Origin of the sequence: Neobacillus sp. 19, from assembly GCF_049463095.1 — a bacterium.
GTDB lineage: Bacteria > Bacillota > Bacilli > Bacillales > Cytobacillaceae > Neobacillus.
In genome coordinates this window covers 1-15,506 of the sequence record NZ_JBMPZU010000100.1, presented here as the reverse complement: position 1 = coordinate 15,506, position 15,506 = coordinate 1, and the positions used below count along the sequence as shown (strand labels likewise).

The following is a 15,506-nucleotide window of genomic DNA, read 5'->3' as shown; positions in this document are numbered from 1 at the left end:
ACCCATTATAACAAAAAAAGCCCGCACCTCGTCCCTGGGCAGCAACGTAATCAACTGCGAAATAAGGGATTTCTATAAAGAAATGGGAGGAGGTGCAAGAGCTAGACGAGACGTAAAAAAGAATAATGTTATTCCATCCGGTAAAGAGTAAAAACCCTTTCATATCGCTCCATTAAAAGGAGTCACGCTCATCATAACACTCGTTTTGGCTTGTGACGAACAAATATATAAAATTCTTTTACAGAAAAAGGGCAAAGAACAAGTTTGTGTGTAAACTGTCCAGCGCCCTTGTTGTCTGTTAAAAGGTATATTAAACTAACTCGATAATAACCATTGGTGCACCATCGCCGCGGCGTGGTCCAAGTTTCATGATTCGAGTATATCCACCTTGACGCTCTTGGTAACGTGGAGCGATATCAGCGAATAATTTTTGAACAGCATCTTGACCGTTTTCAGCATTAGCAACCTCGTGACGAACATATGAAGCAGCTTGACGGCGGGCATGTAAATCACCGCGTTTGCCTAAAGTGATCATTTTTTCAACAGTTGAGCGAAGTTCTTTCGCGCGAGTTTCTGTTGTTTCAATGCGCTCGTTGATAATTAAATCTGTAGTTAAATCACGTAGCATAGCTTTACGCTGTGCACTTGTGCGTCCTAACTTTCTGTATGCCATGAAGGGTTCCCTCCTTTGTTGAAGTCATAAAACGGATATTCAGCATTGCCTTTGACTAGTCGTCTTTACGCAAGCCTAATCCAAGCTCTTCTAGTTTTGCCTTCACTTCTTCGAGTGATTTGCGGCCTAAGTTACGAACCTTCATCATATCTTCTTCAGTCTTATTAGCTAATTCCTGAACAGTGTTGATTCCAGCACGCTTTAAGCAGTTATAAGAACGAACAGAAAGATCTAGTTCTTCAATTGTCATTTCAAGAACTTTTTCCTTTTGATCTTCTTCTTTTTCAATCATGATTTCAGCATTTTGAGCTTCATCAGTTAAACCGACGAAAATATTCAAATGCTCGGTCAAAATTTTCGAACCAAGAGCAATCGCTTCTTTTGGCCCAGTGCTACCATCTGTCCAAACATCTAGCGTTAGCTTATCATAATTTGACAATTGACCTACACGAGTATTTTCTACTTGATAGGACACGCGAGAAACAGGTGTATAAATCGAATCGATTGGAATCACACCGATTGGCTGATCTTCTCTTTTGTTGTTCTCAGCTGGTGTATATCCACGACCGCGTCTAGCTGTCAAACGCATGCGAAGATGTCCGTTGGAAGCTAATGTCGCAATGTGAAGGTCAGGATTTAAAATCTCGACATCACTGTCATGGGTAACATTCATCGCCTTGACAGGTCCTTCACCCTGTACATCAATTTCAAGGGTTTTCTCTTCGTCAGAGTAGATTTTTAAAGCTAATTTCTTAATGTTTAAAATGATGGATGTTACATCCTCTACGACGCCTTCAATTGTTGAGAACTCATGAAGTACCCCATCGACCTGAATCGATGTAACAGCGGCACCTGGGAGTGAAGATAATAGGATACGACGTAAGGAGTTACCCAAAGTGGTACCATATCCACGCTCAAGTGGCTCTACGACGAACTTACCGTACTTGGCATCATCGTTGATCTCAATCGTTTCGATTTTTGGTTTTTCTATTTCGATCATCAAATAACCCTCCTTCAAAACGTCGAAACCTCAATTAGACTAGCGTTCTAATTGAAATTCCCCCATGTATACGTTCCCGTTTTGTGCACAACAACTGGAATAAGTTTCCTGTATAAGTTGTAAAAAATTAGTATCATATCCATTATAGACGCATGATACAAGTTCTATACAGAAAAATTAAACACGACGGCGTTTTGGTGGACGGCATCCATTATGAGGAACAGGTGTAACGTCTTTGATCGCTGTAACTTCAAGACCAGCAGCTTGAAGAGCACGGATAGCAGCTTCACGGCCTGCACCAGGTCCTTTTACAGTCACTTCTAAAGTTTTCATACCGTGTTCGATAGATGTCTTAGCTGCAGTTTCAGCAGCCATTTGCGCTGCGAATGGAGTAGATTTACGAGAACCTCTAAATCCAAGCGCACCAGCACTTGACCAAGAAATTGCGTTACCATGAACATCAGTGATTGTTACAATCGTATTGTTAAATGTTGAACGGATATGTGCGATACCTGATTCAATATTCTTTTTCACACGACGTTTACGTGTATTAGTTTTACGTGCCATTTAAATTAACCTCCTTTGCCGATTACTTCTTCTTGTTCGCAACAGTCTTACGAGGACCTTTGCGTGTACGAGCGTTGTTTTTCGTATTTTGTCCACGAACCGGTAAACCACGACGATGACGTAATCCGCGGTAGCAGCCGATTTCCATTAAACGCTTAATGTTAAGAGAAATTTCACGGCGAAGATCACCTTCAACTTTTAACTTGTCGATGATGTCACGGATTTTGTTTAATTCGTCTTCTGTTAGATCACGCACACGGGTATCTTCAGAAACACCAGCTTCTGCTAATACTTTTTGTGCTGTATTTTTACCAATACCATAAATATAAGTTAAAGAGATAACTACACGCTTTTCACGTGGAATATCTACACCAGCAATACGTGCCATATTTTAGCGCACCTCCTTCAAAATTAACCTTGTTTTTGTTTATGTTTAGGGTTTTCACAAATAACCATAACTTTTCCGCGTCTACGGATAACCTTGCACTTTTCGCAGATCGGTTTAACAGATGGTCTAACTTTCATTATTATCCTAACCTCCTTAGTAGTACGGAGTGCTGATTATTTAAAGCGGTACGTAATTCTTCCGCGAGTTAAGTCATATGGAGAAAGCTCAACAGTTACCTTATCACCTGGAAGAATGCGAATAAAGTGCATTCGAATTTTACCAGATACATGAGCTAGCACAGTATGACCATTTTCTAATTCTACCTTAAACATTGCGTTTGGCAAAGTCTCAATCACTTTACCTTCAATTTCAATAACATCATCTTTGGCCATCGGTCTCGTCTCCCTTCTCTTTTCAAAAATAGCGTTCATAAAAATGCAAGCGAGTCATTAAGTTCAATCGACATTATGCAACCTTATAATAGTAACATATACTACTGCACTTTGTCCGCAAGGAATTTTATCATAATGAGGAATATGTTTGGTCCTCATGTCATTCTTGCCCAACTCTCGGTCCTGCATACTCAGCACCATAGAAAAGCCCATTTGCCTTCACATACTTTTGAAACTTACTGGAGAAATTCGAGAGTCGAATGGCAGATTGTTCGAACGCAAGCAAAACACCATTAAACTAGGCTCCCAAGCAACTGTTCGATATCAGCAAATACTTTACTAATATCCTGCTGACCATCAATCGTGCGAAGATAGCCTTTTGTTTCATAAAAAGTAAGTAATGGCTCTTGTTGTTTGATATTGACGTCTAAACGATTTTGAACCGTTTCAGCGTTATCATCTGCCCGTTGGTACAGCTCACCGCCGCAGCGATCGCATACTCCCTCTTTTGCAGGAGGATTAAAGACTAAATGATAGGTTGAGCCGCATTCCTTACAAATCCGTCTTCCTGTCAAACGCTCCATTAAAATACTCTTATCAACGTTAATATTAATTACATAGTTAATCTTTTTATTTAGATCAACAAGTAAATTTTCTAATGCTTCTGCTTGAGGCACCGTTCTAGGAAAGCCATCCAACAAAAAGCCTTTTTGGCAATCTTCTTTGCTTAATCTTTCACGAACAATGCCGATCGTTACCTCATCTGGAACAAGTTCGCCTTTATCCATGAATGATTTCGCTTGGATTCCTAGTTCCGTTCCTTCTTTCATCGCTGCACGGAACATATCTCCAGTAGAGATATGAGGGATGCCGTATTGTTCGACGATTCTTTCAGCCTGAGTACCTTTACCAGCACCTGGAAGCCCCATTAATACTAAATTCACACGTGTTCCCCCTCGTGCTTAATTTAGGTTTTGGGGTCCATGGGGCCCCAAAAACCTTGAGCTACTTAATAAATCCTTTATAGTGACGTTTAACCAATTGTGCTTCAAGCTGTTTATACGTATCAAGTGCAACACCGACCACAATTAGCAAGCTTGTTCCCCCAATTTGCGCTGATTGCGGTAAATTCGCTATTTTTATAAATAACATAGGAAGAACAGCAATCACCGTTAGGAAAATCGCACCAACAAAGGTTAAACGATATAAAACGCGGGTTAAGTATTCCTGCGTGCTCTTTCCTGGACGAATGCCAGGGATATAGCCGCTTTGCTTCTGTAAGTTTTCCGCTGCTTGTTCAGGGTTAACTTGGATAAAAGCATAGAAATAAGTGAACGCGATAATTAAGATTGCATATAAAGTCATTCCGATTGGCGCGGAATAATCTAAATTTTTATTGATCCAAAGTGTAACATCATTTGTTGGGAAAAATGACGCAATCGTCCTTGGTGTTACAATGAATGAAACGGCAAAGATAACAGGAATAACCCCTGCCGCATTTACTTTCAACGGCATGTGTGTGGATTGACCACCTACAGGATTACGTCCAGCCACAACACGCTTTGCATATTGAATTGGTATTTTACGATTGGCTTGTTGGATGAAAATAACACCAACCACAATTGCGATTACCGCAAGAATGATTAAGACAACAGTTACAATACGTAAGAATAAAGCATCTCCTGCGTTTTCAAATTGCTGAACATAAATTTGATTGATGACAGATGGCATACCAGCAACGATACCGGCAAAGATGATAATGGAAATTCCATTACCTACACCTTTTTCAGTAATCTGTTCGCCTAGCCACATCAAAAAGGCTGTTCCAGCAGTTAATGTAACTGCAATTAAGAGATACGTACCAATACCAGGGTTTTCAATCAATTGTCCGCTGGCTAAGTTATTAAAGCCATATGACATCCCTAACGCTTGGATAAATCCAAGTACGATAGTGAAATATCTGGTGAATTGAGCAATCTTACGACGACCCGACTCCCCTTGTTTGGACCATTCCGTAAATTTCGGAACAACATCCATTTGTAAAAGCTGAATGATAATCGAAGCAGTGATATACGGCATAATACCCATTGCAAAGATGGAGAATTGTTTTAATGCTCCACCGCCAAAGGTATTTAAAATACCGAAAACACTTAGCTTATCCTGATTAGCAAGTACTTCAGCATTTACGTTTGGTACGGGAATAAATGTACCAAGTCGGAAAACGACTAACATCAAAAGGGTGAATATGATCTTACGTCTTATATCACCCACGCGCATAAAATTGGAGATTGTCTGGAACATTAGATCACCTCAGTAGTTCCACCAGCAGCTTCGATCGCTTCCTTAGCAGCAGAGGAGAATTTATGAGCTTTTACAGTCAACTTTTTCTCAACGTTCCCTTTAGCAAGAATCTTAATTCCTGCTTTCTCGTTACTAACTACACCTGTTTCGATAAGAAGTTCTGGAGTAACTTCTGTACCTTCTTCGAAGCGATTTAATACATCAAGATTGACAACAGCATATTCTTTACGGCTGATGTTGGTAAAACCACGTTTTGGTAAACGACGATATAAAGGTGTTTGACCACCCTCAAAACCAACGCGTACACCGCCGCCAGAACGAGCTTTTTGACCTTTATGACCTTTACCTGCTGTTTTCCCTTGACCAGATCCGATTCCACGGCCTAAACGTTTACGTTCTTGGCGAGAACCTTCGGCAGGTTGTAATTCATGAAGTTTCATATTGGCACCTCCTTATTAAAGACAAGAATCAATTATTGTTCTTTAACTGTTACAAGGTGAGCAACTTTGTTAATCATACCGCGAATCGCAGCGTTATCTTGATGCTCAACTGTTTGATTTAATTTACGTAATCCAAGCGCTTTAACTGTTTCACGTTGGTCCTCAGGGCGACCAATTACGCTGCGGTTGAGGGTAATTAAAAGTTTCGCCATTTGATTTCCCCCCTTATCCTAACAGTTCTTCTACTGATTTACCACGTAATTTTGCTACGTCTTCAGCACGTTTTAATTGTTTTAAACCTTCAACTGTAGCACGTACCATGTTAATTGGAGTATTCGTTCCAAGAGATTTAGAAAGGATATCTTGTACCCCGCCTAATTCAAGAACCGCACGTACTGGACCGCCGGCGATAACTCCTGTACCTTCAGAAGCAGGTTTTAGAAGGATTTCACCAGCACCAAAGCGTCCAATTACTTGGTGAGGAATTGTTGTTCCAACCATTGGTACTTCGACTAAGTTTTTCTTTGCATCTTCGATGGCTTTGCGGATAGCATCTGGTACTTCTTGTGCTTTACCAGTGCCGAAACCTACATGACCATTTCTGTCCCCAACTACTACAAGAGCAGTGAAACGGAAACGACGTCCACCTTTAACAACTTTCGCAACACGGTTAACCGTAACTACGCGTTCTTCAAGTTCAAGTTTGTTTGGATCAATACGACGCATCTTTTTGTGTCCCTCCTTTGTCTATTAAAATTGTAAGCCGTTTTCGCGGGCAGCATCAGCTAATGCTTGCACACGTCCGTGGTATAGGTATCCTCCACGATCAAAGACAACAGAAGAGATACCTTTTTCTACCGCACGTTTAGCGACTAATTCTCCGACCTTTTGTGCAGCTTCAACGTTGTTAGTAGATTCAAGACCAAAATCTTTTTCTATTGTAGAAGCACTTGCTAAAGTTACTCCATTCATGTCATCGATTACCTGCGCATAAATGTGTTGGTTTGAACGAAACACATTTAAGCGAGGACGAGCTGAAGTACCGCTAAGTTTCGCACGAACACGGGCATGTCTTTTCCGGCGAGTAGCGTTTTTATCAAGCTTCGTAATCATTTACGTCACTCCTTTCGTTTACCTATGCGGCATTACTTACCAGTTTTACCTTCTTTACGACGAACGAATTCACCTTCGTAACGAATACCTTTACCTTTGTAAGGCTCTGGTGGACGTACTTGACGAATATTGGCTGCTAATGCACCAACACGTTCTTTGTCAGTACCTTTAACAATAATTTTTGTATTGCTTGGTACTTCTACTTCAAGGCCAGCCTCAGGTTCAATTTCAACTGGATGTGAGTAACCAACGTTTAAAACAAGTTTATTTCCTTGTTTTTGCACACGGTAACCAACCCCGATTAGTTCTAAGCCCTTTGTGAAGCCATTAGAAACACCTTCAACCATGTTTGCAAGTACCGCACGAGTTGTGCCATGCAATGCGCGGTGTTCTTTCACGTCAGATGGACGAGTGATTGTAATAACGTTCTCTTCAACGTTAATAGCGATATCAGGACTAAAAGAACGAGTAAGTTCGCCTTTAGGTCCTTTAACTGTAGCAGTATTGTTATTTAACGTAACTGTAACTCCTGCTGGAATTTCAATTGGTTTTTTCCCTATGCGAGACATTTAGTGCACCTCCATTCATTCAGAAACTCGATTACCAAACGTAAGCTAATACTTCTCCGCCAACTTGTTTTGCACGAGCTTCTTTATCTGTAATAACACCATTTGATGTTGATACTAACGCGATACCAAGACCGTTAAGAACGCGTGGTACCTCATTTGATTTAGCGTAAACTCGAAGTCCGGGCTTGCTTATGCGCTTAAGACCAGTAATAACACGTTCGTTATTTGCCCCGTACTTTAAGAAGATACGGATGATCCCTTGTTTGTTGTCTTCGATAAATTCGACGTCACGTACGAAACCTTCGCGCTTTAGGATTTCAGCAATTTCTTTTTTCAAATTAGAAGCAGGCACTTCTAACTTTTCGTGACGCACCATGTTCGCATTACGAATGCGAGTAAGCATATCAGCAATTGGATCTGTCATGACCATTATTTTTACCTCCTTCCCAACTTCTAGTTTTACCAGCTAGCTTTCTTTACACCAGGAATTTGTCCTTTGTATGCTAATTCACGGAAACAAATACGGCAAAGCTTAAATTTACGGTATACAGAGTGTGGACGTCCGCAACGTTCGCAGCGTGTATACTCTTGTACTTTGAATTTAGGCGTGCGCTGTTGTTTCGCAATCATTGACTTTTTAGCCACGTTTTCGCCTCCCTTATTTAACGATTACTTTTGGAATGGCATTCCAAATTGAGTTAAAAGTTCACGAGATTCTTCATCAGTGTTTGCAGTCGTTACGATAACGATATCCATACCACGAACTTTGCTTACTTTATCGTAATCAATTTCAGGGAAGATTAGTTGTTCTTTAATACCCAATGTATAGTTACCGCGACCATCGAACGCTTTTTTAGAAACACCACGGAAGTCACGTACACGAGGTAAAGAAACGGAAACTAATTTATCCAAGAATTCGTACATGCGCTCACCGCGAAGTGTAACCTTTGCACCGATTGGCATACCTTCACGAAGACGGAAGCCAGCGATAGACTTTTTCGCACGAGTTACGATTGGCTTTTGACCTGTAATCGTTGCAAGCTCTTCAACCGCATTGTCAAGTGCTTTTGCATTGGCAACTGCGTCACCAACACCCATATTTATAACGATTTTATCAAGTTTTGGAACTTGCATAACTGATTTATAGTTGAACTTGCTCATTAGAGCAGGTGTCACTTCTTTAACAAATTTTTCTTTTAGGCGGTTCACTTATTGTACCTCCCTTCTAAAATTTAAACTATTTATCTAAAACTTCACCGGATTTTGCTACGCGTACTTTCTTCCCATCAACCATTTTGTAACCTACACGAGTTGGGTTACCTGATTTAGGATCGATAGGCATAACGTTTGATACATGAATTGGAGCCTCAAAGCTGATAATTCCGCCTTGTGGATTCACTTGAGAAGGTTTTGCGTGTTTTTTGACGATGTTTACACCTTCTACTAGTACACGGCTATCTTTAGGATAAGCTGCTAGGATCACACCTGTTTTGCCTTTATCCTTGCCAGACATAACTCTGACTTTATCACCTTTTTTTACATGCATCTTGTCGCACCTCCTTAAAGGCAATTGATTTTGAAATTATAATACTTCTGGAGCTAAAGATACGATTTTCATAAAGTTGTTGTCGCGAAGTTCGCGGGCAACTGGTCCGAAGATACGAGTTCCACGTGGGCTCTTATCATCTTTGATGATAACACATGCGTTTTCATCAAAACGAATGTAAGAACCATCAGGACGACGGGCACCGCTCTTTGTACGAACAATAACAGCCTTAACAACGTCACCTTTTTTAACAACGCCACCAGGTGTTGCTTGTTTTACGGTACAAACGATCACATCACCAATATTAGCAGTTTTGCGACCAGAACCACCAAGGACTTTAATCGTAAGTACTTCACGAGCACCAGAGTTGTCAGCAACTTTTAAACGTGATTCTTGTTGAATCATGTGTGTAACCTCCCTTCGGAATGAAGCTTATCCGAACAATTAAATAATAACTGCTTTTTCTACTACTTCGACTAAACGGAAGCGTTTAGTAGCTGAAAGTGGGCGAGTTTCCATGATGCGTACTACATCGCCGATTTTTGCTTCGTTTTGCTCATCATGAGCCTTAAACTTTTTAGAGTATTTCACGCGTTTACCGTATAAAGGATGCTTTTTATGTGTTTCTACTAGAACAGTAACGGTTTTATCCATTTTGTCAGAAACAACGCGTCCAGTGTAAACTTTGCGCTGGTTACGTTCACTCATATTCGTGAACCTCCTCTCAATGATTACTTGTTAACGCTGATTTCTCTTTCACGAACAACTGTTTTCATGCGAGCAATCGATTTACGTACTTCACGAATACGAGCTGTGTTTTCAAGTTGTCCTGTCGCCAATTGAAAGCGAAGGTTGAAAAGTTCTTCTTTTAAAGATTTTACTTTTTGTTCAATTTCAGCAGTGGTAAGGTCACGCAGTTCATTAGCTTTCACTTGATTCACCACCAATTTCTTCTCGTTTTACAAACTTACATTTAACAGGAAGTTTGTGCATAGCTAGTCGAAGTGCTTCACGTGCGATTTCTTCAGAAACGCCAGCAATTTCGAACATGATTTTTCCTGGCTTAACAACAGCTACCCAGCCTTCTGGTGCCCCTTTACCGGAACCCATCCGTACTTCTAACGGTTTTGCTGTGTAAGGCTTATGTGGGAAGATTTTAATCCATACTTTACCGCCACGTTTCATGTAACGTGTCATCGCAATACGGGCTGCTTCAATTTGACGGTTTGTAATCCAAGAAGCTTCCGTTGCTTGTAAGCCGTATTCACCGAAAGTTACTTCAGTGCCGCCTTTTGCGTTACCACGCATTTTACCACGGTGTTGACGGCGATATTTTACGCGTTTTGGCAATAACATGATTATTTGCCTCCTTCCGCATTTTTCTTCTTAGTAGGAAGGACTTCTCCCTTATAGATCCATACTTTTACGCCAAGCTTACCATACGTTGTATCAGCTTCAGCTGTAGCATAGTCGATATCAGCGCGAAGAGTATGAAGTGGAACTGTTCCTTCGCTATAGTGTTCTGCACGAGCGATATCTGCACCGCCAAGACGGCCTGATACTTGTGTTTTAATACCTTTCGCACCAGCACGCATAGCACGTTGGATCGCTTGCTTTTGTGCACGACGGAATGATACACGGTTTTCTAATTGACGAGCAATATTTTCAGCAACTAGTTTCGCATCAACGTCAGCTCTCTTGATTTCAAGGATGTTGATGTGTACTCGCTTGCCAGTAAGTTGATTTAGTGCTTTACGAAGAGCTTCAACTTCCGTACCGCCTTTACCGATAACCATACCAGGCTTAGCTGTATGAACTGTTACGTTCACTCGGTTAGCAGCACGTTCGATTTCTACTTTAGAAACAGAAGCATCTTTTAGACGTTTCGTGATATACTCACGAATTTTAAGGTCTTCGTGTAAAAGATCAGCAAAGTCTTTGCCTGCGTACCACTTAGATTCCCAATCACGGATGATTCCGATACGCAAACCGACTGGATTTACTTTTTGACCCACAGCTTATCCCTCCTTCTTTTCTGATAAAACGATTGTGATGTGGCTTGTGCGTTTGTTAATTTGGCTTGCACGGCCCATTGCGCGAGGACGGAAACGTTTTAAAGTTGGTCCTTCATCAACGAATGCTTGTGCTACAACTAGATTGTTAACGTCCATTTCATAGTTGTGCTCAGCGTTTGCCATAGCCGATTTTAATACTTTTTCTACGATTGGAGAAGCAGCCTTAGGAGTGAGATTTAAAATCGCCACCGCTTCACCAACTTGCTTTCCTCGGATTAAATCAACGACTAAACGTGCTTTACGAGGAGCAATACGAACTGTTCTTGCAACAGCTTTAGCTTGCATATGGATGCCCTCCTCTCTTAACGTCTTGTTTTCTTGTCATCATTGCCATGCCCTTTGTAAGCACGAGTTGGAGCAAATTCTCCAAGCTTGTGTCCTACCATGTCTTCAGTAACATATACAGGCACATGTTTGCGACCATCATAAACAGCGATTGTGTGGCCGATAAATTGTGGGAAGATCGTAGAACGGCGAGACCAAGTTTTAACAACTTGTTTACTTTCAGTTTCATTTAACTTTTCGACCTTAACCATTAAATGATCATCAACAAATGGTCCTTTTTTTAAGCTGCGACCCATGAAGGAACCTCCCTTCGTGACTGTGCTACGGTTCTTTCTTTGAACCGTAGGTAAGCCCCGTTATTTTTTACGTCGACGTACAATAAATTTATCTGATTTGTTTTTCTTCTTACGTGTTTTGAATCCAAGAGTCGGTTTGCCCCATGGAGACATTGGTGATTTACGTCCGATTGGTGAACGTCCTTCACCACCACCGTGTGGGTGATCGTTAGGGTTCATAACAGATCCGCGGACAGTTGGGCGTTTGCCTAACCAGCGAGAGCGACCTGCTTTACCAATGTTAACAAGTTCGTGTTGTTCGTTACCTACTTGACCGACTGACGCACGGCACTCAGCAAGAATCATACGAACTTCACCTGAAGTTAAACGTACTAATACGTATTTTCCTTCTTTACCAAGGACTTGTGCGCTTGTTCCAGCAGAACGAACTAACTGGCCGCCTTTTCCTGGTTTTAACTCGATGTTGTGTACCACAGTACCAACTGGGATGTTTGCTAGTGGAAGTGCGTTACCCACTTTAATATCAGCTTCTGGACCTGACATTACTTCCATACCTACTTGTAGGTTTTTTGGAGCTAGGATATAACGCTTTTCTCCATCAACATAATTGATTAATGCAATATTTGCAGAACGATTTGGATCGTACTCGATAGTGGCAACGCGTCCTGGAATGCCATCTTTGTTACGTTTAAAGTCGATTAAACGATATTGACGCTTATGGCCGCCACCTTGATGACGAACTGTAATCTTACCTTGATTGTTACGGCCGCCTTTTCTATTAACTGGAGCTAATAGAGATTTTTCTGGAGTGCTAGTTGTAATTTCTTCGAAACTTAAAACTGTCATTCCACGTCGACCGTTCGAGGTAGGTTTATACTTCTTAATCGCCATTTTATTTCCCTCCTCTTCTTGATAGGTTCTTATGCTTCAAAGAATTCGATTTCTTTGCTGTCAGCAGTTAATTTTACAATTGCTTTACGGCGTTTGTTCGTATATCCACCGAATTTACCCATACGCTTGAATTTACCTTTATAGTTCATGATGTTCACTTTTTCAACTTCAACGCCGAAGATTTCTTTTACAGCATCTTTGACTTGAGTTTTATTAGCTCTAACATCCACTTCGAACGTATATTTCTTTTCAGCCATTAGGTCAGTAGAACGTTCAGTGATAACGGGGCGCTTAATGATATCGCGTGCATCCATTATGCAAGCACCTCCTCTACTTTTTCAACCGCTGCTTTAGTCATGATTAATTTATCATGATTGACAACGTCTAATACGTTGATTCCATCAGCTGTTACAACTGTTACACCAGGAATATTACGAGCAGATAATGCTACGTTTTCATCAAGGTCAGCAGTAACGATTAGCGCCTTTTTCTCAACAGAAAGACCACCCAATACTGATTTGAATTCTTTTGTTTTTGGAGCTTCAAAGCTTAAGCTTTCAAGTACCAAAATATTCTCTTCTAACACTTTAGATGAAAGTGCAGATTTAATCGCTAAGCGACGGACTTTTTTCGGTAATTTATAGCTGTAGCTGCGTGGTGTAGGTCCGAATACTGTACCACCTCCGCGCCATTGTGGAGAACGAATTGACCCTTGACGTGCACGGCCAGTTCCTTTTTGACGCCATGGTTTACGACCACCGCCGCGTACTTCAGAACGAATTTTTGTTTTATGAGTACCTTGACGTAGAGAAGCTCTTTGCATAATAATCGCTTCGAATAATACGTGCTCATTAGGCTCAATACCAAAAACTGTTTCATTAAGTTCGATGTCACCAACTTGTGAACCGTTTTGGTTTAATAATGCTACTTTAGGCATTCCTTTGTTCCTCCTTTCTTACAAAGTGATTATGCTTTAACCGCACCTTTGATTTTTAGTAATGCTTTTTTAGGTCCTGGAACGTTACCTTTGATTAAAAGTAAGTTGCGCTCTGTGTCAACCTTAACGATTTCAAGGTTTTGAACTGTTATTTGCTCTCCGCCCATACGTCCTGGTAATAATTTACCTTTGAAAACACGGTTTGGAGCAACAGGTCCCATTGAACCAGGGCGACGATGATAACGTGAACCGTGAGCCATTGGGCCGCGAGATTGTCCGTGGCGTTTGATAACACCTTGGAAACCTTTACCCTTTGAGATTCCTGTTACATCTACGATATCGCCTGCAGCGAAAATATCAACTTTGACTTCTTGACCAACTTCAAGTGCAGCTAAGTCATCTCCGCGGAATTCGCGAACGAAGCGCTTAGGAGCAGTGTTTGCTTTCGCAACGTGACCCTTTTCAGGTTTGTTTGACAACTTTTCACGTTTGTCTTCAAAACCAACTTGAACGGCAACATATCCGTCACTATCAACTGATTTCTTTTGAAGAACAACGTTTGGAGCTGCTTCAACTACTGTTACAGGGATTAAGATGCCATTTTCAGCAAATACTTGAGTCATACCAATCTTTCTTCCTAAGATTCCTTTGGTCATTTAAGTCACACCTCCTGTGATTTTGTTTGTTTATTTTGATTAAAGTTTAATTTCGATATCTACACCAGATGGTAAATCTAAACGCATTAACGCATCAACTGTTTGTGGAGTTGGGTTAACGATGTCGATTAGACGCTTATGTGTCCGCATTTCAAATTGCTCACGAGAATCTTTGTACTTATGAACCGCACGAAGAATTGTGTAAACAGATTTTTCAGTTGGAAGCGGGATCGGACCGGAAACTGCCGCACCAGAACGCTTTGCTGTTTCTACGATTTTCTCTGCAGATTGATCAAGGATTCTGTGATCATATGCTTTTAAACGGATACGAATTTTTTGTTTTGCCATTATTTTCCCTCCTTTATTCGCCTATTTTCGAAATAGACATTCTCAGTGAAAATTTCCCACACACTCGCCATGGCAAAGCGGCCGGGTGTGTCAGCAACCTTTCACATCATCGCAGTCAAAGACCAACATTGTCTATTATACATAAAACATAAAGCAAACGCAACATTTATCACGAATATTTTTATGCATATTGTGCTGAACACTTTTTTAATTATAGCGGCTCAAATATTCGATTTCAATACCTTATTTTAATCTCCAGTAATATCCTAAATTTATCGTTCATTGAAAGAAAATTAAAACATCACTTATATAATAGAAGAAACACGATTTTAGACAAAAAAAAGCAGGTGGATCGTCACCCACCTGCTTCGTTATAATTTGAGAATTATCTAGCTCCAGCGCACAGCGACAAGTGGCTAAACGTGCGCTTCCGCTTTTCTAATTACTCAACGATTGTTGTGATTGAACCTGAACCTACTGTACGTCCGCCTTCACGAATAGAGAACTTAGTTCCTTCTTCGATCGCAACTGGAGCAATTAGCTCAACAGACATTTCGATGTGGTCACCAGGCATAACCATTTCTGTACCTTCTGGTAAGTTACAAATACCAGTGATGTCAGAAGTACGGAAATAGAATTGTGGACGGTAGTTTGTGAAGAATGGAGTATGACGTCCACCTTCTTCTTTAGATAAAACGTAAACTTGTGCTTTGAACTTTGTGTGTGGAGTGATTGATTTTGGCTTAGCCAAAACTTGTCCACGCTCGATTTCTTCACGAGCTACACCACGAAGAAGGGCACCAATGTTGTCACCTGCTTCAGCAAAGTCAAGAAGTTTACGGAACATTTCTACACCTGTTACAGTTGTAGATTTTGGCTCTTCAGTGAAACCAACGTGAAGCGGCGCACGAAAAACGCGAGTAGCGTTTCACTGTATAAACGCGAAAACGCCTATCTAGGTTGTTGGGTTCTGGGGTGCCACATCGGCGGCTGCAAAACCGAACTTTAAAAGTGTATGCAAAAAAAAAA

At 40.9% G+C, this 15,506-nt stretch carries 29 protein-coding genes and 1 pseudogene; all 30 read right to left on the bottom strand.

Annotated features, from left to right (window positions below):
* Positions 1-310 precede the first annotated feature (310 nt).
* Positions 311-673: a 50S ribosomal protein L17 gene (gene rplQ, locus ACO1D1_RS27370; RefSeq protein ID WP_149868123.1), complete on the bottom strand. Its 363-nt coding sequence runs from the start codon at positions 671-673 to the stop codon at positions 311-313.
* A gap of 55 nt (positions 674-728) precedes the next feature.
* A complete protein-coding gene (locus ACO1D1_RS27365; RefSeq protein ID WP_149868122.1) occupies positions 729-1,673 on the bottom strand; it encodes a DNA-directed RNA polymerase subunit alpha in 945 nt (314 codons plus the stop codon).
* Between the two features lie 177 nt (positions 1,674-1,850).
* Positions 1,851-2,240 carry a 30S ribosomal protein S11 gene (rpsK, locus tag ACO1D1_RS27360; protein WP_024027886.1) on the bottom strand — a complete coding sequence of 130 codons (390 nt, stop codon included), beginning with the start codon at positions 2,238-2,240 and terminating at the stop codon, positions 1,851-1,853.
* A 22-nt stretch (positions 2,241-2,262) separates the two neighbouring features.
* On the bottom strand, positions 2,263-2,628 hold the full coding sequence (rpsM, locus tag ACO1D1_RS27355) for a 30S ribosomal protein S13 (protein ID WP_026565543.1): 366 nt from the start codon (positions 2,626-2,628) through the stop codon (positions 2,263-2,265).
* Between the two features lie 23 nt (positions 2,629-2,651).
* Positions 2,652-2,765 carry a 50S ribosomal protein L36 gene (rpmJ, locus tag ACO1D1_RS27350; protein ID WP_000868344.1) on the bottom strand — a complete coding sequence of 38 codons (114 nt, stop codon included), beginning with the start codon at positions 2,763-2,765 and terminating at the stop codon, positions 2,652-2,654.
* 36 nt (positions 2,766-2,801) lie between these two features.
* The gene (gene infA, locus ACO1D1_RS27345) at positions 2,802-3,020 is read right to left on the bottom strand and encodes a translation initiation factor IF-1 (RefSeq protein WP_007085268.1); all 219 of its coding nucleotides are present in this window, start codon (positions 3,018-3,020) and stop codon (positions 2,802-2,804) included.
* Between the two features lie 293 nt (positions 3,021-3,313).
* On the bottom strand, positions 3,314-3,964 hold the full coding sequence (locus ACO1D1_RS27340) for an adenylate kinase (protein WP_149868121.1): 651 nt from the start codon (positions 3,962-3,964) through the stop codon (positions 3,314-3,316).
* A 61-nt stretch (positions 3,965-4,025) separates the two neighbouring features.
* Positions 4,026-5,321 carry a preprotein translocase subunit SecY gene (gene secY, locus ACO1D1_RS27335; protein ID WP_149868120.1) on the bottom strand — a complete coding sequence of 432 codons (1,296 nt, stop codon included), beginning with the start codon at positions 5,319-5,321 and terminating at the stop codon, positions 4,026-4,028.
* Positions 5,321-5,761 (bottom strand): 50S ribosomal protein L15, encoded by a 441-nt coding sequence (gene rplO / locus ACO1D1_RS27330; protein ID WP_149868119.1) that lies wholly within the window; start codon positions 5,759-5,761, stop codon positions 5,321-5,323. Before rplO ends, secY begins: the two co-directional genes overlap by 1 nt.
* A gap of 32 nt (positions 5,762-5,793) precedes the next feature.
* The gene (gene rpmD, locus ACO1D1_RS27325) at positions 5,794-5,973 is read right to left on the bottom strand and encodes a 50S ribosomal protein L30 (protein ID WP_098533198.1); all 180 of its coding nucleotides are present in this window, start codon (positions 5,971-5,973) and stop codon (positions 5,794-5,796) included.
* A 13-nt stretch (positions 5,974-5,986) separates the two neighbouring features.
* Positions 5,987-6,487 carry a 30S ribosomal protein S5 gene (gene rpsE / locus ACO1D1_RS27320; protein WP_149868118.1) on the bottom strand — a complete coding sequence of 167 codons (501 nt, stop codon included), beginning with the start codon at positions 6,485-6,487 and terminating at the stop codon, positions 5,987-5,989.
* 24 nt (positions 6,488-6,511) lie between these two features.
* Positions 6,512-6,874, bottom strand: a complete 363-nt coding sequence (rplR, locus tag ACO1D1_RS27315) for a 50S ribosomal protein L18 (protein WP_149868117.1) — start codon at positions 6,872-6,874, stop codon at positions 6,512-6,514.
* Positions 6,875-6,906: 32 nt separating this feature from the next.
* Positions 6,907-7,443, bottom strand: coding sequence for a 50S ribosomal protein L6 (gene rplF / locus ACO1D1_RS27310; protein ID WP_149868116.1), 537 nt, complete (start codon positions 7,441-7,443; stop codon positions 6,907-6,909).
* 31 nt (positions 7,444-7,474) lie between these two features.
* Complete coding sequence (gene rpsH / locus ACO1D1_RS27305; protein ID WP_149868115.1) at positions 7,475-7,873, bottom strand: 30S ribosomal protein S8; 399 nt, start codon at positions 7,871-7,873, stop codon at positions 7,475-7,477.
* 29 nt (positions 7,874-7,902) lie between these two features.
* The gene (rpsN, locus tag ACO1D1_RS27300; RefSeq protein ID WP_007085277.1) at positions 7,903-8,088 is read right to left on the bottom strand and encodes a 30S ribosomal protein S14; all 186 of its coding nucleotides are present in this window, start codon (positions 8,086-8,088) and stop codon (positions 7,903-7,905) included.
* Between the two features lie 24 nt (positions 8,089-8,112).
* Positions 8,113-8,652 carry a 50S ribosomal protein L5 gene (gene rplE / locus ACO1D1_RS27295; RefSeq protein WP_149868114.1) on the bottom strand — a complete coding sequence of 180 codons (540 nt, stop codon included), beginning with the start codon at positions 8,650-8,652 and terminating at the stop codon, positions 8,113-8,115.
* Positions 8,653-8,680: 28 nt separating this feature from the next.
* Complete coding sequence (gene rplX, locus ACO1D1_RS27290) at positions 8,681-8,989, bottom strand: 50S ribosomal protein L24 (protein WP_149868113.1); 309 nt, start codon at positions 8,987-8,989, stop codon at positions 8,681-8,683.
* A gap of 36 nt (positions 8,990-9,025) precedes the next feature.
* Positions 9,026-9,394 (bottom strand): 50S ribosomal protein L14, encoded by a 369-nt coding sequence (gene rplN / locus ACO1D1_RS27285; RefSeq protein WP_149868112.1) that lies wholly within the window; start codon positions 9,392-9,394, stop codon positions 9,026-9,028.
* Between the two features lie 39 nt (positions 9,395-9,433).
* Positions 9,434-9,697 carry a 30S ribosomal protein S17 gene (gene rpsQ / locus ACO1D1_RS27280; RefSeq protein ID WP_007085281.1) on the bottom strand — a complete coding sequence of 88 codons (264 nt, stop codon included), beginning with the start codon at positions 9,695-9,697 and terminating at the stop codon, positions 9,434-9,436.
* Positions 9,698-9,720: 23 nt separating this feature from the next.
* Positions 9,721-9,921: a 50S ribosomal protein L29 gene (gene rpmC / locus ACO1D1_RS27275; RefSeq protein ID WP_040203247.1), complete on the bottom strand. Its 201-nt coding sequence runs from the start codon at positions 9,919-9,921 to the stop codon at positions 9,721-9,723.
* Positions 9,911-10,345, bottom strand: coding sequence for a 50S ribosomal protein L16 (gene rplP, locus ACO1D1_RS27270; protein WP_007085283.1), 435 nt, complete (start codon positions 10,343-10,345; stop codon positions 9,911-9,913). Before rplP ends, rpmC begins: the two co-directional genes overlap by 11 nt.
* Positions 10,346-10,347: 2 nt before the next feature.
* Positions 10,348-11,004, bottom strand: coding sequence for a 30S ribosomal protein S3 (rpsC, locus tag ACO1D1_RS27265; protein WP_149868111.1), 657 nt, complete (start codon positions 11,002-11,004; stop codon positions 10,348-10,350).
* A gap of 3 nt (positions 11,005-11,007) precedes the next feature.
* Positions 11,008-11,349, bottom strand: a complete 342-nt coding sequence (gene rplV, locus ACO1D1_RS27260) for a 50S ribosomal protein L22 (RefSeq protein WP_042453964.1) — start codon at positions 11,347-11,349, stop codon at positions 11,008-11,010.
* Between the two features lie 17 nt (positions 11,350-11,366).
* Positions 11,367-11,645 (bottom strand): 30S ribosomal protein S19, encoded by a 279-nt coding sequence (rpsS, locus tag ACO1D1_RS27255; protein ID WP_040203241.1) that lies wholly within the window; start codon positions 11,643-11,645, stop codon positions 11,367-11,369.
* 60 nt (positions 11,646-11,705) lie between these two features.
* A complete protein-coding gene (gene rplB / locus ACO1D1_RS27250; protein ID WP_149868110.1) occupies positions 11,706-12,536 on the bottom strand; it encodes a 50S ribosomal protein L2 in 831 nt (276 codons plus the stop codon).
* Between the two features lie 29 nt (positions 12,537-12,565).
* On the bottom strand, positions 12,566-12,850 hold the full coding sequence (rplW, locus tag ACO1D1_RS27245) for a 50S ribosomal protein L23 (RefSeq protein ID WP_040203238.1): 285 nt from the start codon (positions 12,848-12,850) through the stop codon (positions 12,566-12,568).
* Positions 12,850-13,473, bottom strand: coding sequence for a 50S ribosomal protein L4 (gene rplD / locus ACO1D1_RS27240; RefSeq protein ID WP_149868109.1), 624 nt, complete (start codon positions 13,471-13,473; stop codon positions 12,850-12,852). The genes rplW and rplD overlap by 1 nt, the downstream gene beginning before the upstream one ends.
* 29 nt (positions 13,474-13,502) lie before the next feature.
* A complete protein-coding gene (gene rplC, locus ACO1D1_RS27235; RefSeq protein ID WP_149868108.1) occupies positions 13,503-14,129 on the bottom strand; it encodes a 50S ribosomal protein L3 in 627 nt (208 codons plus the stop codon).
* A gap of 39 nt (positions 14,130-14,168) precedes the next feature.
* Positions 14,169-14,477 (bottom strand): 30S ribosomal protein S10, encoded by a 309-nt coding sequence (gene rpsJ / locus ACO1D1_RS27230; protein WP_007085291.1) that lies wholly within the window; start codon positions 14,475-14,477, stop codon positions 14,169-14,171.
* A 442-nt stretch (positions 14,478-14,919) separates the two neighbouring features.
* Positions 14,920-15,372, bottom strand: a pseudogene (locus ACO1D1_RS27225) (EF-Tu/IF-2/RF-3 family GTPase); the annotation flags it as partial.
* Positions 15,373-15,506 lie beyond the last annotated feature (134 nt).